Origin of the sequence: Halorhabdus sp. CBA1104 (assembly GCF_009690625.1) — an archaeon.
Classification (GTDB): domain Archaea; phylum Halobacteriota; class Halobacteria; order Halobacteriales; family Haloarculaceae; genus Halorhabdus.
Genome location: NZ_CP033878.1, coordinates 895,831 through 916,158, shown reverse-complemented (window position 1 = coordinate 916,158; position 20,328 = coordinate 895,831). Strand labels below are relative to the sequence as shown.

20 protein-coding genes are annotated in these 20,328 nt (G+C 62.8%); 12 read left to right on the top strand and 8 right to left on the bottom strand.

What is annotated here, in order from left to right; translation table 11 throughout:
* Positions 1-7 precede the first annotated feature (7 nt).
* The gene (locus Hrd1104_RS04745) at positions 8-1,375 is read right to left on the bottom strand and encodes a geranylgeranyl reductase family protein (protein ID WP_154551669.1); all 1,368 of its coding nucleotides are present in this window, start codon (positions 1,373-1,375) and stop codon (positions 8-10) included.
* A 144-nt stretch (positions 1,376-1,519) separates the two neighbouring features.
* Here Hrd1104_RS04745 and Hrd1104_RS04740 point away from each other — a divergent pair, with 144 nt between their 5' ends.
* The 3 genes from Hrd1104_RS04740 (at position 1,520) to Hrd1104_RS04730 (ending at position 6,550) form a co-directional block, all read left to right on the top strand.
* A complete protein-coding gene (locus Hrd1104_RS04740) occupies positions 1,520-2,743 on the top strand; it encodes a hypothetical protein (RefSeq protein ID WP_154551668.1) in 1,224 nt (407 codons plus the stop codon).
* Between the two features lie 96 nt (positions 2,744-2,839).
* Complete coding sequence (locus Hrd1104_RS04735) at positions 2,840-4,117, top strand: heptaprenylglyceryl phosphate synthase (protein WP_154551667.1); 1,278 nt, start codon at positions 2,840-2,842, stop codon at positions 4,115-4,117.
* A 324-nt stretch (positions 4,118-4,441) separates the two neighbouring features.
* Positions 4,442-6,550, top strand: a complete 2,109-nt coding sequence (locus Hrd1104_RS04730) for a bifunctional UDP-sugar hydrolase/5'-nucleotidase (RefSeq protein WP_154551666.1) — start codon at positions 4,442-4,444, stop codon at positions 6,548-6,550.
* A 154-nt stretch (positions 6,551-6,704) separates the two neighbouring features.
* Here Hrd1104_RS04730 and Hrd1104_RS04725 read toward each other — a convergent pair whose 3' ends face one another.
* From Hrd1104_RS04725 to Hrd1104_RS04705, 5 genes are all read right to left on the bottom strand, one after another.
* Entirely contained in the window at positions 6,705-7,037 is a 333-nt protein-coding gene (locus Hrd1104_RS04725) for a hypothetical protein (protein WP_154551665.1), read from the bottom strand.
* Positions 7,038-7,090: 53 nt separating this feature from the next.
* Positions 7,091-7,750, bottom strand: a complete 660-nt coding sequence (locus Hrd1104_RS04720; RefSeq protein ID WP_154551664.1) for a DUF420 domain-containing protein — start codon at positions 7,748-7,750, stop codon at positions 7,091-7,093.
* Positions 7,751-7,854: 104 nt separating this feature from the next.
* Complete coding sequence (locus tag Hrd1104_RS04715; protein WP_154551663.1) at positions 7,855-8,526, bottom strand: cytochrome c biogenesis CcdA family protein; 672 nt, start codon at positions 8,524-8,526, stop codon at positions 7,855-7,857.
* Positions 8,526-9,035: a TlpA disulfide reductase family protein gene (locus tag Hrd1104_RS04710; RefSeq protein WP_154551662.1), complete on the bottom strand. Its 510-nt coding sequence runs from the start codon at positions 9,033-9,035 to the stop codon at positions 8,526-8,528. Before Hrd1104_RS04710 ends, Hrd1104_RS04715 begins: the two co-directional genes overlap by 1 nt.
* Before the next feature lie 2 nt (positions 9,036-9,037).
* On the bottom strand, positions 9,038-9,703 hold the full coding sequence (locus Hrd1104_RS04705) for an SCO family protein (protein ID WP_154551661.1): 666 nt from the start codon (positions 9,701-9,703) through the stop codon (positions 9,038-9,040).
* A gap of 179 nt (positions 9,704-9,882) precedes the next feature.
* Between Hrd1104_RS04705 and Hrd1104_RS04700 the strand changes: the two genes are divergently transcribed.
* The 5 genes from Hrd1104_RS04700 to Hrd1104_RS04680 are packed head-to-tail and all read left to right on the top strand — an operon-like array spanning position 9,883 to position 14,971.
* Positions 9,883-10,548 (top strand): nitrous oxide reductase accessory protein NosL, encoded by a 666-nt coding sequence (locus Hrd1104_RS04700; RefSeq protein WP_154551660.1) that lies wholly within the window; start codon positions 9,883-9,885, stop codon positions 10,546-10,548.
* Position 10,549: 1 nt separating this feature from the next.
* Entirely contained in the window at positions 10,550-12,448 is a 1,899-nt protein-coding gene (locus tag Hrd1104_RS04695) for a NosD domain-containing protein (protein ID WP_154551659.1), read from the top strand.
* Complete coding sequence (locus tag Hrd1104_RS04690) at positions 12,445-13,191, top strand: ABC transporter ATP-binding protein (RefSeq protein WP_154551658.1); 747 nt, start codon at positions 12,445-12,447, stop codon at positions 13,189-13,191. Before Hrd1104_RS04695 ends, Hrd1104_RS04690 begins: the two co-directional genes overlap by 4 nt.
* On the top strand, positions 13,184-13,996 hold the full coding sequence (locus Hrd1104_RS04685) for an ABC transporter permease subunit (RefSeq protein ID WP_154551657.1): 813 nt from the start codon (positions 13,184-13,186) through the stop codon (positions 13,994-13,996). Before Hrd1104_RS04690 ends, Hrd1104_RS04685 begins: the two co-directional genes overlap by 8 nt.
* Before the next feature lie 45 nt (positions 13,997-14,041).
* The gene (locus tag Hrd1104_RS04680) at positions 14,042-14,971 is read left to right on the top strand and encodes an alpha/beta fold hydrolase (RefSeq protein ID WP_154551656.1); all 930 of its coding nucleotides are present in this window, start codon (positions 14,042-14,044) and stop codon (positions 14,969-14,971) included.
* Positions 14,972-14,996: 25 nt separating this feature from the next.
* Here the strand turns inward: Hrd1104_RS04680 and Hrd1104_RS04675 are convergent, their stop codons facing one another.
* Both Hrd1104_RS04675 and Hrd1104_RS04670 read right to left on the bottom strand, forming a co-directional pair.
* Positions 14,997-15,272, bottom strand: a complete 276-nt coding sequence (locus Hrd1104_RS04675) for a hypothetical protein (protein WP_154551655.1) — start codon at positions 15,270-15,272, stop codon at positions 14,997-14,999.
* Positions 15,273-15,342: 70 nt separating this feature from the next.
* A complete protein-coding gene (locus tag Hrd1104_RS04670) occupies positions 15,343-15,840 on the bottom strand; it encodes a hypothetical protein (protein ID WP_154551654.1) in 498 nt (165 codons plus the stop codon).
* Between the two features lie 127 nt (positions 15,841-15,967).
* On the opposite strand from Hrd1104_RS04670, the gene Hrd1104_RS04665 reads away from it, so the two are divergent.
* From Hrd1104_RS04665 to Hrd1104_RS04650, 4 genes are all read left to right on the top strand, one after another.
* Positions 15,968-17,224 carry a Glu/Leu/Phe/Val dehydrogenase gene (locus Hrd1104_RS04665; RefSeq protein ID WP_154551653.1) on the top strand — a complete coding sequence of 419 codons (1,257 nt, stop codon included), beginning with the start codon at positions 15,968-15,970 and terminating at the stop codon, positions 17,222-17,224.
* A gap of 40 nt (positions 17,225-17,264) precedes the next feature.
* Positions 17,265-17,744 carry an SRPBCC family protein gene (locus tag Hrd1104_RS04660; RefSeq protein ID WP_154551652.1) on the top strand — a complete coding sequence of 160 codons (480 nt, stop codon included), beginning with the start codon at positions 17,265-17,267 and terminating at the stop codon, positions 17,742-17,744.
* Positions 17,745-17,805: 61 nt separating this feature from the next.
* A complete protein-coding gene (locus Hrd1104_RS04655) occupies positions 17,806-18,897 on the top strand; it encodes a hypothetical protein (RefSeq protein WP_154551651.1) in 1,092 nt (363 codons plus the stop codon).
* Positions 18,849-20,276, top strand: a complete 1,428-nt coding sequence (locus tag Hrd1104_RS04650) for a hypothetical protein (RefSeq protein WP_154551650.1) — start codon at positions 18,849-18,851, stop codon at positions 20,274-20,276. Before Hrd1104_RS04655 ends, Hrd1104_RS04650 begins: the two co-directional genes overlap by 49 nt.
* The last annotated feature ends 52 nt before the right edge of the window (positions 20,277-20,328 follow it).

Here is a 20,328-nt window from a genome sequence, read left to right as displayed (position 1 = left end):
TCGGGGCTCAGTACTTCGGGTCAGCGTCGAACTCGGCGAAAAAGCGCTCCATAAACGTGTCGCGGCGCTCCTGCCAGGCGTCGAAGTTCTCGGGAAGTGTCGGGTAATCGTCGTAGATGGCTTTGAGTTCACTCGCCCGCTTGTTGACCTTGTAGGCGTCGTACAACGTCTGCCAGTGGCCGAAGGTATCTTTCAACGTCTTGAGCTTCAGGCCGAGGCTCATCGAAGCCGTACCCGACCGGCCCAAGATGTCGATGAGCTGCTGGGCGGGCAACGCCGACAGGACCTCGGTGAGATCCTCGATCGAGTGCGTGCCGCCGAAGATATTGTACAGATCCATGGCGGCAAAGCGCTTCCCGAAGTCGGTCTGGACACGGCGGTTGTACTCCCACAGCGCGGCTTCGCTGACGTCGCCCTCGGCAATGGCGTCAGCGGCAACGTCGGCCGCCCAGTGACCGGCTTTGGCCGCGCCGGGAATGCCGCCCCCGGTCGTCGGATTGACGTGTCCGGCGGCGTCGCCGACGGCGATCAGTCCCGGGGCCGTCGCGGAATCGTACGGTCGTCGGGTCGGCAACGCGGCTCCGAGCTTGTCTTTGACGGTCGCGTTCTCGAACTCGGGACGGTTTCGGAGGTCTTCCCGGAGTACCTCGACCAGTTCCATCGGCTCTCGATCCATCTGGAAGCCGAGACCCACGTTGATTTCCGTGGGCGTCCGCGGGAAGTACCAGAGATAGCCCAGTTCCTCGGTCGGTTTGAAGACGATCGCGTCGTCCCAATCGACGGGTTCCTCGACCTCGATGACCTCCCGATAGGCAGAGCAAAACTGCTGGTAGTTGACGTTCGTGTCGAACGTGGCTCCATCGAGGTCGGCTTTGTCCTGCAGGATCGACAGCACACCGGCAGCGTCGATAACGATGTCGGCTTCGTAGCGATAGTGATTGCCCTCTCGGGTTGCCTCGACGCCCTCGACCCGGCCGTTCTGGATGACGTCGCGGACGACCGTATTGTAGTGAATTTCCGCGCCGACGCGATCGGCCTCTTCGAGCAATACGTCACCGTAGCGTTTGCGGTCGACGATAGCCCCGGAGCCGGTATCGAACGGATAGTCGATCGTCTCGCCGTCCGGGATCTCGAACAGTGCGTGGTTGATGTTCTCGTTGGTGAACGATTCGTCACGGAGATACTCGAGATCGATAACATCGGGGAACGTACTCTTGCCTTTGATCGCGTCACCACAGGCGATGTGGCCGGCCTCGTCTTCGGGTTTCCGTTCGAGAAGAACAACGTCGAGCCCCTGCTGGGCAGCGGTCGCCGCGGCGAAGGTTCCGGCAGTCCCGCCCCCAACGACGACGATATCATAGGCCTCTGTAGACATTGGCCGTGGGTTGTTTTGGCGGTCACAAAAACCTGCCGTGTACCGATAGTTCGGCCGTCGTCGTGACGAAAGTGTCATGGTCGGGCCGAACGCAGGCTGGAGCAGGCGATGGCCACGATCGGCCGTCGCGGTGATCCAATGGCTATGCGCAGACGACTCGCTGGCTGGCTGGCAAATCGAGAGATCGTTCCAACCGCCGGACAAGCTGTCTTCGGGTATTACGCCGACACGGGCGTATTCGACAGAGAAAGCATTCAGCTCAAGCGACTGGTCGATGAGCGGACTGAAGCGATGATTCGTGACGCGTTCGAGCCCGTCGAAGACGAACTCGCGGCGGCTTTCGATGTCGAGGACGTCACCTTCGAGTACGATACCAAACTCACGCTCCCGGCAGAGTTGACACTGGGGCAGCTATACCGGGCCGCTCGCGAGCGAGCCGGCGACGGTACCGATCCGGTCGCGTTGAGCGTCTGGGCGGACAACGCGACGACGAGCGAGGTCGACGGATCCGATGCCGTCGGTCCGATCCGCTTCCGACGGCCGATCACTGAGACGGCGTGGGAGGACGGCCCGACCGACGCCCAGGAAATCGTCGACCGTGGGGAGTACCTGACGCGGCTGGTGATCGCCGCGCTGATCGACGGCGACATGCGTGACGCGATCAACGACGAGGAGTTCGAAGACTTTGGCGTCTCGTTCAGGCTCGAACCCGGCGAGCGTGAACGCGTCGCCGAAATTGCCCAGTCGACGTTGCAATCGGAATTGGACGCGGCCTTCGACCGGTTGCCGGACGAAATCGAAGCGATATACGGCTGGGCGGTCGACATCTCCGAGCGACACCAAGAGCGGGACCCACAGTTCCGGGAGCTGCTCGCAGACGCCCAGGCCGGCGACCAGCAGGCTCGTGACCGGATTCGCGAGACGTATCGTGACGCTCCGATCACTGACCTCGATATCGCTGTCGACCGGTTTGCTGGGATCGAGGAGCTACCCTATCTGAAGACCCAATATGCCCGGGTCGGCGTCATCTACGACGGGATGATCGAGATGTACCGTCGGGCGGGACTCCCAGTCGACGACGCCTTCAAGCGCTCGATCGTTCTGGCGATAATCGGGGCACAGATCTGGCTGGACGACGTCGACGATTTCGTCGCGGATCGTGTCGATAACCAGTTGACACCTGCAACTGCCGAGTACGTCCTCGCCGCGGACGATCGGGATGCCTACGAGGCGATCGTCCAGATAAGCGAACGCTATCTGGACCTTGCCGCCGAGTACGCGACCGAAACTGACTCGCCATTGACGGGGATCGCCGCCGAGTACATCTATCGCTCGGGCGACCCGAGTGTGTTGCCGGGTCACGAATAGTGGCCCGACGGGCCGGGCCGGCTCGGTGCCCGATCTGGACTGGTGGCGTCACCGTTGTGACACGCTTTTATACCGGTGGCTTACACAGTTAGGGTAATGACGACGCTCGTCGACATCGCGAAACGGCTCGAATCGGCCGCCGCCGCGGCGACGATCGCGAGTCGGGACCTCTTCTCGGTAGACACCAACCCGGTCCCGGCAGACTGGACGCATATCACGAAGATCGACCCCGAAGACGAGAAAGAGCTTCCCTTGCTCTATCCGCTCTATCTCCAGCACACGAGTGCTCTGGAAGTCGGTGGCTCGAAGGACGTCACCGGGAATAACACACAAGAGACACTCTCACTGGTAGCCGATCGACCCGCTCCAGCCTTCCAGGAGCCGTCCGGGCCGGCCCAGGTGACCGACGAAACGCGAAAACAGGCTGAGTTTCTTGCCATTCCGGAAGTGCTCAACGGCGATGCGGAATCGCTGGTCGGACAACTCGGCCGCGGCGTCGAGCATATCGAGGAGGAAATCGCCCCGACGATGCTCGCAGAGAAATTGCCGATTCCGTTGGGTGAGACTATCGAGAATCGGCTGAGTCGCGCCGCCACGACGTGGATGCTCGAGGAGTCGATCTTCGAGGCGTACATCATCCAGAACCCCGACAGTGCAGCTGCACGAGAGGCCAACGTCGGGACAGCGGATCTACTCGAACCGACGGCGGCCAAACAGCGTGCGATGGCGGCCGAACGCTATCACGAGGCCGAGATCATCTACCTAGAGTACTCGGGAACGTTCGGTGGCGAGGAAGCCGCGGACATTCTCGACGCCGTCGACGACGGGATCGAGTGGTCGCGAATCTGGTATGGCGGTGGCCTCGACGACCGAGAGAACGCCCAGGCGATGCGTGACGCCGGTGCGGACGCCGTGGTCGTCGGGAATATCTTCCACGAGATTGCCACTGAGGAAGCCGACATCTGTGCCGACGCTGTGGCGGCACTGGATCCCGACGCGGGTCGCCCGGCCATCGAGGCCTGGGTCGATGAGGAAGTCGACCTGGCTGAAACGAGTGCCGCGGATTACCTCTCGACGATCACGTCCTTGTCGAATCCTGTCGCCCGCGCCCGCGAGTATCTGGTTGCGACTATCGAAGCGTACCTCGGGCTGTCGGCGTTGGCCGCGGACCTCGCCGACGAGGTTTCGGACGCAGCGTCACTCTCGTCGGCACTTGCCGAACGTGAGCAGCTACCCGGTGAGATCGAACTTTCCAAAGTGCTGCCCGACGACGAGCAATCGCTCCCGCGGGAACTCGTCACTGGACTGCTCGCCGACCACTTCGATATCGAGGCCGACACACCGCCGGTCTCCCACATCTGCGTGACGCTATGACGGTCAGGGCGAGCAACCAGTCGATCGGTCCGTAGACTGACTCGACTAGTGCCACTGGCACCGGGCGACAGATGTGAGAGTCAATTCCGTGCGACAGGTCTCGCCAGGACGGGACTCACACCCATCAGTTCGACTGTATCGTGAGAGGATGTGTAATATAACTTCATATAAACACGCGTCAATGAATAATATTTTTCCTCTGTATGCGTGTCGACAAACGATGACTTAGCGGGAAAATCACCTCGCCTGCAGCCAGTCTCTTCCCAACGGTAGATTTCCACACAAAAAATTATATGTGGCTCGGGGCCTGGTGCTTATATTGTAATGGACTTAAAAAGAAGTAATCCAGAATCGGACGGAAGACCCACAGCCACCGTAGCGCTCTCCGGGACCGCGATCCTGGCAGCGCTGGTTGTTCTGACGGCACTGTCGGGAGCGGTCGTCGGTGCGGAACTGTCGGCGGACACGGCGCCAGCTGAGATTAACGAATCTGTCGCGCCCAGTAACGGGACGAATCTAACCATTCTCCAGTATAACGACGTCCAGACAGCGATGGCCAACCCCACAGCGATCGGCACGCTTCAAGGGGCGATCACCGATCGACAGGCCGCCCTCGACAATCCGACGCTCGTCGTGGGTGGCGGTGACGAGGTAAGCCCGAGTTCCCTCTCGGCGGTCTCCCAATGGCGTGTGCCAACGGACGCGTTGAACGTCATCGATCCGGCTGCCGAGGTCATCGGGAACCACGACCTCGACTACGGGTTCGGGCCAGTCGCTGACTTCAGTGACGAATCCGACTTCCCGTGGCTCGTCGCTAACATTCGGAGCGAAGACGGCCAGAACATCCCCGGGACAAAGAACTACACGACCGTCACACGCGATGGCGTGAAAATCGGCCTCCTCGGTCTGGTCGACGACGCCGTCAAATCGAAGACGGCAATCGACTTCGAAGAAAACGGCTACAAAGTAACTGACTTCTCGAAAGCCGGCACCCAGGTCGCCGAAACGCTACGCGAAGAAGAGAACGTCGACGTAGTCGTTGCGCTCACACACACTGGAATCCCCGAATCCAAAGAGCTCGCCAATAAGACGAACAACATCGACGTAATCGTCTCCGGTGACGACGAGGTGACGTACGGGCCGAAAGTCACGTCCGGGTCGGTCATCGTCGAGGCCGGTGGCAACGCCGAGTACCTCGGCGAAGTCAACGTCACCGTCAGTGACGATGGCGTCGGCTTCAACGATGGCCAGCTCTACAATCTCGGCGAGGGCAACTGGACGGTAAACGAATCGGCCAAAAACGTCGTCGAAGCCGGACTCAGTGCGGATCTTTCGCAGGTGGCCGGCAAAACCACGGAAGCACTCGATTCGACGGGCCGGAACTACGCAGACGACACCAACTGGGGACGCATCATCGGTGATGCGTTCATCGAGCAGACTGATTCTGACGTAGCCGTGACCAACGCGGGCGGTGTCCGCGGGAACTTCGTCATCGACGAGGGCAACGTCACGTACGACGACGTATACACGTCCCTGCCGTTCGGTAACACGCTCGTCACCAAGGAGATGACTGGCGAGCAACTCGAGAATCTCCTCGCGAGTCAAGTCACCGCGCCGACTGACAACTACGGGGCACAGGCACAGCTCCAGGTCGGTGGCGTGACGTACGAATTCATCGATCAGCCAAATGCCTCGACGGCGGTCGGCGACATCTTCGTCGACGGCGAACGGCTCGATCCGGACGCGACCTACAACGTGACGGTCAACTCCTACATGGCTGGCTGGGACGACCTCAGCACCTTGCCGACAGTCAGTGAAGACTACACGCTGTACGGTACCGCTGTCGTCAACTACATCGAAGAGCGCGGGACGATCACGCCACCAGCGGAGGACCGCATCCGCCGCGCGACCCGCATGCTCGAAGACCCGTCAGTGTCGACCGACGGCGACCTGACGACGCTGACCTACGACGTTCCGGCTGCCGTCAGCGAGATCAACGCCTCGACGTTCACCGTGATGAACGAAACTTCACAGACAGCCCCCGTCGAGGACGTGACCCTCGAGGACGGCACCCTCGCGGTCACCGTCGAGACGGAACCGCTCGAAGAACTCTCGACGACGAGTGACGTTGTCGACGTCTACGGTCACTACGCGGACAGTGAGATCGACGAACTCCGCAACGGCCGCGAGAACTCGGTTCTCAACGCAGATGCGATGATCGAAGTCGACGACGAACCCGAACCGACAGAAACGGAAACCGAAACAGAAACGCAGACGGAAACGACGACCGCGACACCGACGGAGACGACCGAGCAGACGGACACGACTCCCGAAACGACGACAACCAGCGGCCCAGGGTTTACCGCAGTGCTGACGGTAACGGCACTGTTCGCACTATCGCTGGGTATCATCGGTCGCCAGCGTCGCGACTAATCGTCTCCTCGAATCGCTTCCCAATCACAGAGCGGTCCACTCGTTTCTCCCGCTGATTGAACGAACCGGTTCGAAAGCGGTCCTGTCCTACAACCCCCATCCATCGGCGTAGTAACGATGCTCCGAGAGCACGCGCTCAGGTAACCCAACAGCCTCAGCTGTCAGTATCGCGTTCCGTTGGTCGTTCGCTCGTCTCTGCTTGGTCAGAACGTGACCGATCGATCTGCAGTGTCTCTTTCTCGGTGGACTCGATACTGTCACCGCCGTCGAAGGCATCGAGGGCCGCCTGGCGACTGTCGGCCATCTCCTCGAGCGGGTTGAACAGAACGCTGCCCTGGCCGCTAGTGTACTCGTAGGCACTCCACTCCGGGTACGTGAGGACACCGCTCACTTTCCGGACGCGGATTTGCTTGATGAGGGCGTCTTCGACGAGTTCCTCGTTGAGGCACATCTCGACGATGCCGTCGGTCATGTACGTCAGAACCATTTAATGGTCCGGGTTGGCATAGTCCGAGCTGTCGCCGAATCCGAGAGCCCGGCTCACGCGGTCGGATCGAGTGCCGACACGATCCGATCGACGGCCGGCCGAACCCCTACTAACGCGAGAACGGTTGCATGTCGTGGTTCCCACCCATAGACGTGATTGAGCAGGACGTACGTGATGACGCCAAGCGCCAGACTCACCGACCAGGTGGCGACGGCGATCCGACCGACGCGAGCGTGGTGGGTGTCACGGAGTTCGGCAGGCGTATGTGACAGTCCGAGGACGACCGCATAGAGGACCACTGGCACGGCGACGACGGACAGGAGGATGTGAACGGCGAGCATCAGGAGGTAGGCAATCTTGGGTAAGCCACTCGCGGTAATCGACTTCTCGAAGCCGCCACCGACTTTCCAGAGGTACAGGACGAGAAAGACCAATATCAGGGCAAAGGCCACGAGCATCGCCGCGCGGTGTTTTTCGACTTCGTCGCGTTTGATGTACCGCACCCCGAGCAGGATCGCACCGAGGGCCGCCGTGTTGACGGCCGCGATGAGGTGGCCAAACAGCAACACAGTGTCACGACCAAGCGCCGGAAACAGCGGGATCATACCGGTAAAGGCCCCAGCAACGAGCGCGTACCCGATCGCCGAAACGACAGCGGTGATGGCAACAGGGCGCTCACGACCCAACTGTCTGAGACGAGAACTCATACGCATAGTTGGCCCATCGAGTGCCGGAAGTATGTGCGTTGGCCCTCGGGCCGACGATTCGACAGTCCGTCCCTGTGTTTCGGGGCACCGTCCCACTCGGTAGCGGGCGATCAACTATACACGAACACCGCGAGGACAATCTGGGCACCCCCGGCGATCACGAGCACGACACCAGCGAGTTGGCTTGCCCGTTCAGCAACACCCGGCAGGCGAGCGCGCCCAGCATCGACGCCGACGGCGATAGCGACTGTCGCTGCAATCATCATGACGGCCATCCCGGTTGCATAGGCACCGAGTACGGCGATCGTCCCGGGCACGGAGAACGTTAGCGCCTGGGAGACGAGCCCCAGGAAAACCGGGGCGAGACAGCCGGTCGCGGCGATGGCGTACAGCCCACCGAAAGCAGCGAAGCCAGTGATCGTCGCCCGCCGTTGTGGGAGCCTGACTCGCCAGCCGGGCGACCACTCGGCGAGCGTGATGACGCCGAGGACGACCAACGTGAGTCCGACACCCACCTCCAGCGTCGAGACGTACTGGGTCAACGTCTGGCCGATTGTCGCCGTCAATGCGCCAAGCACAGCGAACGTCGCAACGATTCCGACACTCGCAGCGACCCCACCCAAGAGCGCGCCGGTAACTGGTGATTTCGCCTCGGCCGGGCGCTCACGCAAGTAATAGCCGACGTATCCCGGCAAGAGTGGGTACGCACACGGTGCAAAGAACGTCGTGATGCCGGCCCCGAACGCGAACGAGACCGTGGCCCCCAACGCGATCGTGCTCATCAGCGAACCTGCTCGATCGCCTCGCGAACGCGGTTCGCGTCCGGGACACCGGTATGTGACCATGCGGCGTTCCCTCCGGAGTCGATCACGACGGTGTGGGGCAGCGAGCCGACATCGAGCTGTTGCATGAGACGACCTTGTTCGTCGTACCCGACTGGCCAGGGTCCGCCGTGGTCGGCCCACCAGTCGATGACGTCTGCACGCGTCCGGCCGCCGCCGAGATACTCACTGGTGACCGAGACGAACTGGACCTCACTGGCGTCACCCTGGGCATCGCTCAGCGCGTCGAGCGCTGGGACACAGGGTGGGCAGGTCGTCGCAAAGAGGTCCAGAACGGTCACCTCGCCGGGAGTCGGAACCTGCATCGTCCCGCCTGGGCTGGCGGCGGTCTCGAACAGATCGACGGCAACTGGATCGACGTCTCCACTGGTCCCCGAGAGAGCAACGTAGCCGCCGGTAGCGACGACCGCTGCCCCGCCAACTCCGGCAAGCAAGTCTCGGCGTCGCACGGTCACCCCTCCCGGTTGCGAAGGGTCTGGAGGTCCTCGTAGATCGGTTGCCACTGTGGGGCTTTCCCGGTATAGGCTCGCTCGACGTAATCGTCGGCGTTGACCAACAGGATCAACGCGAAGTGCGTGAACATGTACTGGGCCATGTCTTCGGGATGGGTCCGCTCGAAGCCGACGCCGAAGGTGTCTTCGACGATGGATTTGGCGTCGTCCGGCGTGTCCGGCCGGAGGAACCGCCAGTTTTCGGACAACGACACGTCCATGCGCTTGGCGTATTGGCGGAGCCGTTCGGCGTCGTCACGATCCGGATCGAACGTGACTGCCCGGAAGCGTACGTTGTCGACCATTCCCGTTTCGATGGCTTTCGCTTGGACGCCCCGGAGTGCCGAAATGAGCCGCGGACAGACCGTCTGACAGTGGCTGTAAAAGAACGTTAGCAACTGATCGCCGTTACCGCCCGTCGTCTCGATCGCCTCGCCAGCAATCGGATCCGCAATGGTGGCCTCGGGCAGTTGCTGGCCGTACGCGGGATATTGAACGGCAGACGAGTCGTACTCACGATCCGGTTCGGCGAGATACGTCTCCGCAGTGCCGCTGGTACCGAGACACCCCGCCGTCAGCGCAGCGACCCCGCCGGAAAGCGAGCCCAGATACGCGCGTCGATGCACGATTTCGTCTCACAGCCCAGCGCATTAAACCGTTCGCTATTGGGCGTGTCTTGCACGATTCTCTACTGGTTGGGACGCCCATTCGATCCGTGTCTCCACCATCGCGAAGGCCTCTCGGTTGGGCAATGTTCGATAGTCGAATCACTGCCTCTTTAGTGCTGGCTGCGAAGCTATCGACAATGAGAAAAGGCGAGTCTGTGATCGAATGGGGGCAGGATCTAGTCGCTGACGTCCACCAGGCGTCCGTTCGCTCACCTGCGAATGGGCCACAGACAGGCACGCAACACTCGTCGCTGACGCGGCGGCGCGTAGTCAAACTCGCAGGCGCGGGGACAGCAATGGGACTTGCCGGCTGTTTGAGCGCGGAGACGCCCGCTCCGGTCGCGCTGACTGACGGGGACGCGTGTGACGTCTGTGGGATGGTGATTCCGCACCATCCAGGTCCAAGCGCCGAGGTATTCTACCGGAACAAAGATCCGTCCGGACACGAGAATCCGGCCCGCTTCGATAGTACCTGGGAGGCCTTCGAGTACGACTTCCAGCGACTCGATCGGGGCTGGACGCGGGCGGCCTTCTACGTCACCGATTACGCCGCCGTCGACTACGAGATATTCAGCGAGGGCGAGCGGACACTCATTTCGACACACCCGGAAGCGGCGGCATTCACACTGGCCGAGGACGTCACGTTCGTCGTCGATTCTCGCGTCGAGGGCGCGATGGGCCGTGATCTGATCGGATTCGGCACGGACGAGGCTGCCAGGGCCTTCCAAGACGAGTACGGCGGGTCATTGGCGACGTTCGACGACGTGACACGGTCGATGATCGCGGGACTGGCCCAACGTTGAGATGCGCGTCGTCGTCGTCCTTGCGGGCCTGGCGGTGGTTCTTGCCGGCGGGAGCTTGGCCTTTGCCGTCCACCCCGCATCGGGCGTCACGGTCGAGCCAGTCGCGTTCTCCGAGACCCTCACCACCGGCCTGACGGGGGTCGACGTCCGGCAAGCCGAAGACGCCGGCTACGAGGTCCCCCGCGTCGAAGTCTTCTTTTCGGAATATCAGTACGTCCGTGGCTACTATGGAGTACAGTCGGCAGTCAGCGAAGTCACGGCCGATCGTACGACGCGACAGTTTGGCCGCCCCGTGGGCGTGTTCGTGACGGATTTCGCTGACGCCGGCCCGTCTGTGACCGAGGCGGGGTATCTGACTGTCGCCTCTGATCCGGCAGTAGACTGGTCGAGGGCCTCGACAGCGTACTTTGTCGTCGATAGCGCGGCCCGGACGCCGGCCGGCCCGGCGATCGTTCCGTTTGGCAACCGCGTGGCTGCTCGATCGTTCGCTACCGAATACGGCGGCGAGATTCGCCAGTGGACGGACCTTCGGAGCCGAGACGATACCGAGCCAGCAGTCGCCGTCGAAAACCAGGTAACAGACCGACGAGAGTGGGCAAGTCGGACGGTCGATGATCGTGGTGACTTGCTCGATCGGCGGACGTCGATCGTCGTCGGCGAGGACGCTCCGACGCTGTCGGACGCCATCGAGGCAGCGCCACCGAACACGACCGTTCGACTGCCGTCCGGGACGTATCGGGCGAACCTAACGATCGACAAGCCTCTGACGATTCGTGGTTCGGGGGCTGAGACACGCATCGTCGGGGACGGAAACGGGACTGTCCTACGCGTGCGGTCTCCGCGAACGGCCCTGCTGGACCTCTCGATCACGGGTGGTGGGAGCGACAACACCGGCTCACCGCCCGATGCAGGGGCAAACGGCTCCTGGGACGAGACGATCCGGAACACGTACGGCTACGGTGACGCTGCTGTCGGTCTCGATGCAGCCAACCGCTCGCTGGTTGCTGGAGTCGTCATCGAGACGCCTGCAAACGGCATCATCGCCCGTGACAGCGACGGGGTCGTCGTGGGAAACGTCTCAATCGAGGGGAGCCAGACGTGGCGCGAGGGATTCATGAGCGTGCTCGCGATCGAGTCCCGGATGGTCGTGCAAAACAGCACGTTCCAGGGCGGGCGTGACGCTGTGTACACTCACCACGCAGACGGAATCGTCGTACGAGACAACCGAATGACTGGGATGCGTTTTGGCGTCCACGAGATGTTCACATCACGGTCGCTCGTTGCCAACAATACCGTCAGCGAGACGAACATCGGTATCGTCGTGATGACCCGGCCCCGTTCGAATGCCGTCCTCGACAATCGCGTTACCGACAGCGGTGTCGGCGTCTCGATGTCGGGGAGTGCGTCGCTGACCACCGGGAACGTCCTTCTCGACAATCAGTACGGACTGGATCTGGGTACCCAGCGATCGGTGTACGCACGGAACGTCCTCCTCGGCAACGAGGCCGGATTACGGACCGGGACGATCGTGCCGACGAACCACGTCACGGCAAACGATATTGTCGACAACGACCGCTACGTCTCGACGGGGCGCGGACCGGTGCGACTCTGGTCGGGGAACTACTGGGGGCCGATCCCGGGCCGGGATCGTGACAGTGACGGGACGATCGCACGCCCCTTCCGCCCGAGTGGGGTCGTCGATCGAGCCGTCGGAACGAGCGACGGTAGCGGGACACTTGCCCGCTCGCCGGCCGTGGCCGTCCTCCAGCAATTCCAGGCGTCGGTCCGCGGACTGCGAAGTGCCAACGTCGTCGACGACGCGCCACGCAGCCAGCCGGTTCGACACGAGGAACTGACGGCCGCCCGAAATGCAACGACCACACGAGCGGGACACCCATGAGCGAAGATCACACCTCAGCACTCGAAGTACGCGACATCACACACGCCTACGGCGACGTATCGGTCCTCGAGGACGTTTCAGTCACGGTCGAACGTGGCTCGGTCGTCGCCTTGCTCGGGCCAAATGGGTCGGGGAAGACGACGCTGTTGTCGATCGCCACGGGACTCCGCGATCCAGATTCCGGGTCAGTTTCCCGTAGACAGGCCGCCGCCCGGACAGTCGGATACGTGCCCCAGCGACCGGCCTTTCGCCCACAGTTCAGTGTCGCCGAGACGATCGAATTCTACGGGACACTCGTCTCGGGGGCTGTCGATGTCCCGGCAGTTCTGGATCGCGTCGGATTGACGGCCGTCGCGGACCGCCACATCCCGGCCCTCTCGGGCGGGATGGTTCGCCTGCTCGGCCTCGCCCAGGCGACGATCGGGGAGCCCCCACTCCTGACGCTCGACGAACCCGCGAGCGGACTCGACCCACAACTCCGCCATCACATCGCGGATGTGATTGTCGACATCGCTGGGGATGGCACGGCAGTCCTCCTGGCGACACACGACCTGGCTGCGGCCGAGCGTATTGCCGACGAGATTCTCGTCCTCGACGGCGGTTCGATCGTCGCCCGGGGTAGTCCGGCACACTTACGCGAGCAAGCCGACACGGACTCTCTGGAAGGGGCCTTCGACGCGATCCTCGAGAGGGACGGACTGGTCGGCGTTCGCGCAAGCGCGGGCGGTGAGACAGATGACTGACCAGCGCCGGCGAACCCTGTCGGTCGCCCAGCGATCCTTCGAGTCAGTCTTGCGAAATCGAACGCTCGTTGTTGTCGCTGTAGGGTACGCCCTCGCGATAGTCGGGTTCGCCTGGGTGAGCAGTGGTGGCGGGTATCTCGCCCTCTCGCTCAATCTGTTGACGCCACTGGAAGTGCTGGTCCCACTGGTTGCTTTCGCCGTCGGGTATCACTCGATTCTGGGCGATCGCACTCGCGGGGAACTCGCCGTCTTCCGGACCTACCCGCTCTCCGGTCGGTCCTACGTCCTCGGCGTGTATCTGGGTCGGCTGGCCGCGCTGCTGGTCGCCGTGTTGGTACCACTTGTCCTTGCCTCGGGCGTCGTTGTGTTCTTCCAGGAAGAGTCCGTCTCGGTTATCGCATCTCACGGGACCGTCGACACGCCCATCGCCTACGTCCGGTTGTTCGTACTGACAGCCGCTTTCGCCGCGACAGCCCTGGCGGTCGCGATCGGCGTCTCCGCGCTGGCTGGGTCCCGCGCTAGCGGAATCGCACTGTCGATGGGCGCTGTCCTCACACTCTTGGTGGGCCTTGACTTCGGCCTCGTCGCTGGACTCGCCACTGACCTGATCGGGGCTGGAACACTCGAGGCGCTCCTTGCGGTCAGTCCCCTCTCGGCGTTCCGGGGGCTCGTGCTGGAACTCGTCGTAGCCCCGATCGCTGCCGAGCCCATCGCCGGCGGTGTTCATCCAGTCTGGGCGATGCTCGGATTGGCCATGTGGACGATCGGCCCGTTGGCGGTCGCGAGTCGGTTCGTCTTCCGGTAGCCAAGTGGCATCACCTATAAGCCACTCACGCGCGTCGAATCGCATATGAAGCTTCGAACGGCCCTGGGGGCTGCCATCGGGACCGCCGGTGTGGCAACGGGGATCAACCGACTACTCAGTCGCGAAGCGGGCGAACTCGAAGCGCCGTTCCCGGGCGTCTCCGGGACGTACCACTGGCGCGGCTTCGAGGTCGCGTACACGGAAGCCGGTGACCCGGACGATCCGGACCTCCTGGCGGTACACGGTGTTTCGGCCGCTTCCTCCAGTCGCGAGTTCGTCGACGTGATCGAAGCCCTCTCGAAAGATTATCACGTCGTTGCGCCCGACCTCCCTGGATTCGGTCGCTCGGATCGCCCGCCACTACTGTACTCGGCGTCGCTCTACGAGACGTTCCTCGGTGACGTGATCGACGATCTCGTCGACGAACCGATAGTCGTCGCGTCGTCGCTTTCGGGTGCGTACGCGGCCGCCGGATCGAACGACACAGCAGTCGAGTCGCTGGTGTTGATCAGCCCGACCGACGAGACGATGGGCGACGGACGGCGGCCCTTGGTGCGGGCGCTGTTGCGATCGCCGGTCGTCGGTACCGGCCTGTTCAATCTGCTGGCCAGCAAGCCGAGCTTGCGACACTTCCACGACGACCACGGCTATGCGGACATGGCCAATCTCACGGACGAGACGCTGGCTTACGAGTGGCGGAGTGCCCACCAGCCGGGCAGTCGCTATGCCCCTGCCTCTTTTCTCGGGGGGTATCTCGACCCCGACGAGGAACTCGGCGAGCACCTCGCGTCTCTCGACGTGCCGATCACCCTCGTGTGGGGACGAGACACCGACACGACCCCGGTCGAGGCTGGACGGGAACTCGCCGACCGGGCGGACGCACGCCTCGTCGTCTTCGAGGACGCGAAACTCCTCCCCCACGTCGAGCATCCCGAGAAATTCGTCGACGTGGTGACTGGCGACTTCGACGCCTGAGTCGACTCGTGAGGAAGCTGAGACGTTACATCCCCATGTCTTTGGCGGGCTCCGGGATCGGGAGCGCCGATGGCTCGACGCCCAACAGTTCTGCGGCGTGATCGACGGCCATATCGAACCCGTAGTACCGTTCGAGTTCGTCGCCGTCGGGGCCAGGCCGGACCTTCAACATCGCGTAGCCCTCGATGTTTTGTGCGATCGCTGCATCGCCTCTCTCGCCCTGGAAAGAAAGAATCCGTTCGCCGTCGGTCTCGAAGTACCGTGCGGTGATCCCACCAGCAGTGAGTGTCTGCTCGGACATGGCCCTCTCTCAGGGCGCGATCATATCGTAGTTGTCGGTCGCTTGGGCTCCCCGTGACACCCGAGATGGCTCAGCGACCCGCGATCCAGCCACCGAGGCCGCCAAAGACGAGTGGAAAGGCGAGCCCAGTCGTCCCGACGATCACGGCGGTGACGAGTGGGTCGGCGAGGAGAGATCCGTCGACGGAGATCGCGAACGCTGGCAGCGAGAGGATCACCATCCCGAGGTACCCGACAGCGACCTCAGCACCACGAACGAAGCCGTCACGGCCACCGTTGGCCCCAGCCCGAAGCGCTGCACGGAAGCCAGCCCAAAACAGTACCAGCATCGCGATCGGAGCGAAGACGGCGGCACTGGCACTCAAATCCGCAGGGACGAGGATGAGTGGCCACAGGTGAAAGGTGTAGTAGAAGACGACACTGGTGGCAAGCAGGTCGAGGAACCCACCGTCGACCGTCGAGAACAGCGCCAGGAAGACGAGTGCGATGGCGACACCCAGAATCCACGCGAGCGCCCCCGTAGCGGTTCCTCCCCGCAGATTGCTTGCATTGTCGATCGCATCCGCCATACCCCTGGGTCTGGGTCCCGTGGGCAAAGTCATTTGGATCCCACCCGATCAATCTCGAACGATCGATAGTCTGGTATGTTGTGTCTATCCCGATGGGCTTAATAAAGGGCAGGGTGAGATTGGACGTATGTCAGATTCAGTCAATCCGTTCGAGAGTCTGCAAGACCAGATCGACGACGCATCGTCGTCGATCGAGGCCAGTGACGACGTGATTGAAGCGCTGAAACGGCCACAGCGAGTGCTCGAAACGAACCTCACCGTCGAGATGGACGATGGCTCTTACGAGACGTTCAAAGCGTTCCGCTCGCAGTTCGACGACGCGCGCGGGCCATACAAGGGCGGGATCCGGTACCACCCCGGCGTCTCTCGGGACGAAGTGAAGGCACTCTCGGGATGGATGGTCTACAAATGTGCCACCGTCGGGATCCCGCTCGGTGGCGGCAAGGGCGGCATCGTCATCGACCCAGCCGAGTACTCCGAGGCGGAACTGGAACGGATCACCCGCGCGTTCGCGACCGAACTCCGTCCGTTGATCGGTGAGGACCGAGACGTCCCGGCCCCCGACGTGAACACGGGCCAGCGGGAGATGAACTGGATCAAAGACACCTACGAGACCGCAGAGAACACGACCGAGCCGGGCGTCGTCACGGGCAAATCCCTCGCCAGTGGCGGCAGCGAAGGGCGCGTCGAGGCAACGGGACGGTCGTCGATGCTGGTCGCCCGCGAAGCCTTCGAGTATCTCGATCGAGACATCGCCGAGGCGACTGTCGCAGTCCAGGGGTACGGGAACGCCGGCTGGATCACGGCCGACCTCCTCGACGACCTCGGCGCGTCCGTAGTTGCCGTTTCTGACTCCTCGGGCGCAATCGAAGCTGCGGACGGGTTCGACCCGCGTGCGGTCAAAGAGCACAAACGCGAGACGGGAAGCGTCGTCGGCTATGCCGGAGCGGACAGCGAACTCACCAACGAAGAGCTACTGACGCTCGATGTCGACATCCTTGTCCCGGCTGCTCTGGAGAACGCGATCGACGGCGATCTTGCAAAAGACGTGAGTGCGGACGTGATCGTCGAGGCCGCAAACGGCCCACTGACGCCCGAGGCCGACGACATCCTCGCGGACACTGACACGCTGGTCATCCCGGATATCCTCGCCAACGCCGGTGGCGTCACAGTCTCGTACTTCGAGTGGGTGCAAAACCGCACCCGGAACTACTGGAGCGAACAGCGCGTCAACGAGGAACTGGAAGACATCATCGTCGAGTCGTTCGACGATCTCGTCACGGCATACGAGCAAGAGAACCTTGCGACGCTCCGCGTCGCGGCATACGTCGTGGCACTCCGGCGAGTCATCGAGGCACGCCAGCAAGCCAGTAGCTGGCACTGAGAGCCCGCGTCGTTTTGTCGAGCGAGTTCGTATGTAACTCATGGCCACCTACAAGCGGTCGGTGCAAGTCGACGCCGCCTTCGACGCCGTCTGGGATTTTCACTCCGCGATCGACGGGCTAGAAGCACTGACACCGGAGTGGTTCAACTTGCGTGTTGAGACAGTTCGCGGTCCGGACGGTGAGACCGATCCCGACGTGATGGATGCAGGCGCGACAGCGGAGGCCTCAGTCCGGCCGTTTGGCGTCGGGCCGCGCCAGCAAATGACGACGACGATCATCGAGCGCGAGCGCGACGGAGACACTGGGTACTTCGTCGACGAAATGTCGGGTGGTCCGTTCGCCCACTGGCGACATACGCACAAGTTCGAGGCTGTCACGGGCGGAACGCGCATAACGGATCACGTCGAATATCGACTCGCCGGTGGCTCGCTCGGGCGCCTCGCCGGCCCGCTTGCCGTCGTCGGCTTCGCGCCGATGTTTCGGTATCGCCACCGACGGACGAAAGCTGCGCTCGAATAGCCGCCTGGAGGGCCCCGGAACTGGGGGCAGAATTTTTGGCACGTTCCCGATAAAACCAACTATGGCCAGCGAGCGACTCCGAGCGTGTGTCGAGAAGATGGACGACGAGGCGCTCGCTGCGGTCGTGTGTGCCGTGCGCCGGGCCGACGGTGACGATGCAGCTGTCCAGACGCGTGGGTCCCACGTTTTCGTATTGTTCAAAGGAACCGACGATTCGAAAGGAGTCGCCTGGATCTGTACAGAAGAAACGCCGACGACCGACCGTCTAGAGAAATTCCCCGCACTCGTCGACGATCTTGGTGCCGATCGCGGAATCGTCACGAACGCGACCGGTGAACCGATCGACGACGTTCCCGATGGGGTCGAATATCTCGATTTCGACGGTATTGTCGACGCCATCGAGGCAGCGGGCGTGACCGAAACAGTGCTTGCGACGCATGGAGATATCTCCGAGGACAGTGCTGAGGCGGCGACTGCCGCCAAAGAGGTGACGGACACCGGCAGTGACACGCCGGCTCCAGACGATCGAGAACAAGCACAGCCGGAGACCCAGCAGCCACCAGCTGACGAACGGCTGCCCGGAAGCCAGAGTCACGAACCACCTCCACAGGAAGAACGGGCGGAGACGTCACAGCGACAGGACGGGCCACAGACGGACCAACACGTTCGGGACGACCACCCGTCACCTGCACAGTCTCAGCGTGGTGGACAGCCACGGTCACAACAGCCACCCCAACAAGGATCCCATCAACCACAGGGAGGGCAGCCACAACAGGCTGGTCACCGACAACAGGAACAGCCACAACAGGGGATACCCGGAGACGGCGACCGCTCGCCACAGGCTCAACAGCCCCAACGTGGCGGGGAACCTGCCACTCAGCCTCCGGGGGGAATCCTCCCCAGAGCGGACCTGCTTCTAGCCAGCCACCTCCTGGCCAGCCAAGAGAGGACCAGTCACAGCAGGGCCGGCCAGCCGGCGGTGGCCCGCCAAACGCTGGTCCGAACAGACAGCCGGGCCAACCCGGGCCGGCCAAGGAACGAACCGGACCCAGCCAGGCGTTCGATCGACTCCGCCGGTCGGCACTCCCGCTCGTCGTACTGGTGGTGGTCGTCGGTGGGGCGGCAGCCGCCGGTGCCTGGCAACTCGGATTGATCGGCGATTCCGTAGACGAGCCTGGTGGAACGAACCTGGCAGCACCGTCGGACGGGACGATTCCACAAACCGTCGATTACGTGCTCGCGATCGATCCCGCGGTGACCGACGACGAGGTGACGCGAACGCTCGTCGAAACCGCAGTACAGCCCGGCGGGACGCCGTTCGATTCTGTGTCCAGTGGACTCGCACAGTTCCAGGCCACCACGGGCATCGAGCCGAACCGGATCGAACAGGCCGTCGTCTTCGGCCGCATGGAGCAATCGAGACCAGCCGTCGCGATGGAACTGCAGCTTGCTGACCAAGCGTCGCCGCGTTCGGTTGCAGAGACGGTCACGCCGGACAGTGTCGAACAGACAACGTACGCGGGAACGACCGTCTACCAGGCCGGCAAGGCCCGACCGGACGGCGTCGAGCAGTGGGTGACCTCGCCTGCGGAGGGGGTCGTCATCGTCGGGTACGCACCGGCAGTCAAAGATGCACTCGACGTTCGAAACGGCGACACCGCGGCCTGGGACGGCCGCTTGCGCGAACGCTTCGAGTCGATGGGCGCGGACCCGATCCGCCTGGCGACGCGTCTCCCGGCCGAGCAGTTCGGGGCCGACGGGCTCGGTCGAGCAGACGTCCTCACAGCGAGCTACGGGGCGGCTGGTTCGGCTGTCTCAGTCCAGTCGACGGTGTACACGCCGGATCCCGAGACGGCAAGCGCGATCGCAAACAACGTCGACGGAACGATCGGCCCGCTGACCGAGGATCTCCGGGACTCAAACCAGTTCAGTTCCGGCGCAGACGCCCTCGCACAGACGACCGTCCAGCGGGAGGGCTCGACGGTACGTATCGAGATGGCGGCCGATCCGGAATCGGTTGGGACCCTGACGAGTGTGTTGTTACAGACAGGTGGGTTTCTCCAGACCAACCCGACCGTCGTAACTGAAACGAACACGCCGGCCCCGACAGCTGATCGGATTGCGGTGGTCAACACTGTCGGATCGAACATCGAAAACGAATCCGTCGGGACTGTCTCGATGACGGTCAAACTCGCGCCTGGGTCCGGGCCGATCGACGTCACCGAGACGACCGTCCAGTGGGTCGGCTCCAGCGGTACGTACGTGCTGGTCGCCGACGGTGTCGGTGGTGGTGACGGCCAGTTCACTATCGAGGCCATCAGAGACGACGATAACTCGATTCAAAGTTCGGGGACGCTCAACAGTCCCGAAGACCGGGCACAACTCGTCTTTTCGCCCGGCGACGGCTTCGGTGCTCGACTCGACGCTGGAACGCAAGGTCAGCTCACGTTCACCACGGAGTCGGGAACGACCACGACGGCGACGATCGTCGTGCCGGATTCTCTGGCCGGGAAAGACGCGGTTGCATTGTGATTCCAGCTTCGCGACGACAAAACGCGTAAGCCTGCCCGCCACGAGTGCTCGC

Excerpts from the sequence above, each read along its gene's own strand:
- Hrd1104_RS04745 (WP_154551669.1), bottom strand. The coding sequence starts at position 1,375 with ATGTCTACAGAGGCCTATGATATCGTCGTCGTTGGGGGCGGGACTGCC.
- Hrd1104_RS04740 (WP_154551668.1), top strand. The coding sequence starts at position 1,520 with ATGCGCAGACGACTCGCTGGCTGGCTGGCAAATCGAGAGATCGTTCCA.
- Hrd1104_RS04735 (WP_154551667.1), top strand. The coding sequence starts at position 2,840 with ATGACGACGCTCGTCGACATCGCGAAACGGCTCGAATCGGCCGCCGCC.
- Hrd1104_RS04730 (WP_154551666.1), top strand. The coding sequence starts at position 4,442 with ATGGACTTAAAAAGAAGTAATCCAGAATCGGACGGAAGACCCACAGCC.
- Hrd1104_RS04725 (WP_154551665.1), bottom strand. The coding sequence starts at position 7,037 with ATGGTTCTGACGTACATGACCGACGGCATCGTCGAGATGTGCCTCAAC.
- Hrd1104_RS04720 (WP_154551664.1), bottom strand. The coding sequence starts at position 7,750 with ATGCGTATGAGTTCTCGTCTCAGACAGTTGGGTCGTGAGCGCCCTGTT.
- Hrd1104_RS04715 (WP_154551663.1), bottom strand. The coding sequence starts at position 8,526 with ATGAGCACGATCGCGTTGGGGGCCACGGTCTCGTTCGCGTTCGGGGCC.
- Hrd1104_RS04700 (WP_154551660.1), top strand. The coding sequence starts at position 9,883 with ATGAGAAAAGGCGAGTCTGTGATCGAATGGGGGCAGGATCTAGTCGCT.
- Hrd1104_RS04695 (WP_154551659.1), top strand. The coding sequence starts at position 10,550 with ATGCGCGTCGTCGTCGTCCTTGCGGGCCTGGCGGTGGTTCTTGCCGGC.
- Hrd1104_RS04690 (WP_154551658.1), top strand. The coding sequence starts at position 12,445 with ATGAGCGAAGATCACACCTCAGCACTCGAAGTACGCGACATCACACAC.
- Hrd1104_RS04685 (WP_154551657.1), top strand. The coding sequence starts at position 13,184 with ATGACTGACCAGCGCCGGCGAACCCTGTCGGTCGCCCAGCGATCCTTC.
- Hrd1104_RS04680 (WP_154551656.1), top strand. The coding sequence starts at position 14,042 with ATGAAGCTTCGAACGGCCCTGGGGGCTGCCATCGGGACCGCCGGTGTG.
- Hrd1104_RS04675 (WP_154551655.1), bottom strand. The coding sequence starts at position 15,272 with ATGTCCGAGCAGACACTCACTGCTGGTGGGATCACCGCACGGTACTTC.
- Hrd1104_RS04670 (WP_154551654.1), bottom strand. The coding sequence starts at position 15,840 with ATGGCGGATGCGATCGACAATGCAAGCAATCTGCGGGGAGGAACCGCT.
- Hrd1104_RS04665 (WP_154551653.1), top strand. The coding sequence starts at position 15,968 with ATGTCAGATTCAGTCAATCCGTTCGAGAGTCTGCAAGACCAGATCGAC.
- Hrd1104_RS04660 (WP_154551652.1), top strand. The coding sequence starts at position 17,265 with ATGGCCACCTACAAGCGGTCGGTGCAAGTCGACGCCGCCTTCGACGCC.
- Hrd1104_RS04655 (WP_154551651.1), top strand. The coding sequence starts at position 17,806 with ATGGCCAGCGAGCGACTCCGAGCGTGTGTCGAGAAGATGGACGACGAG.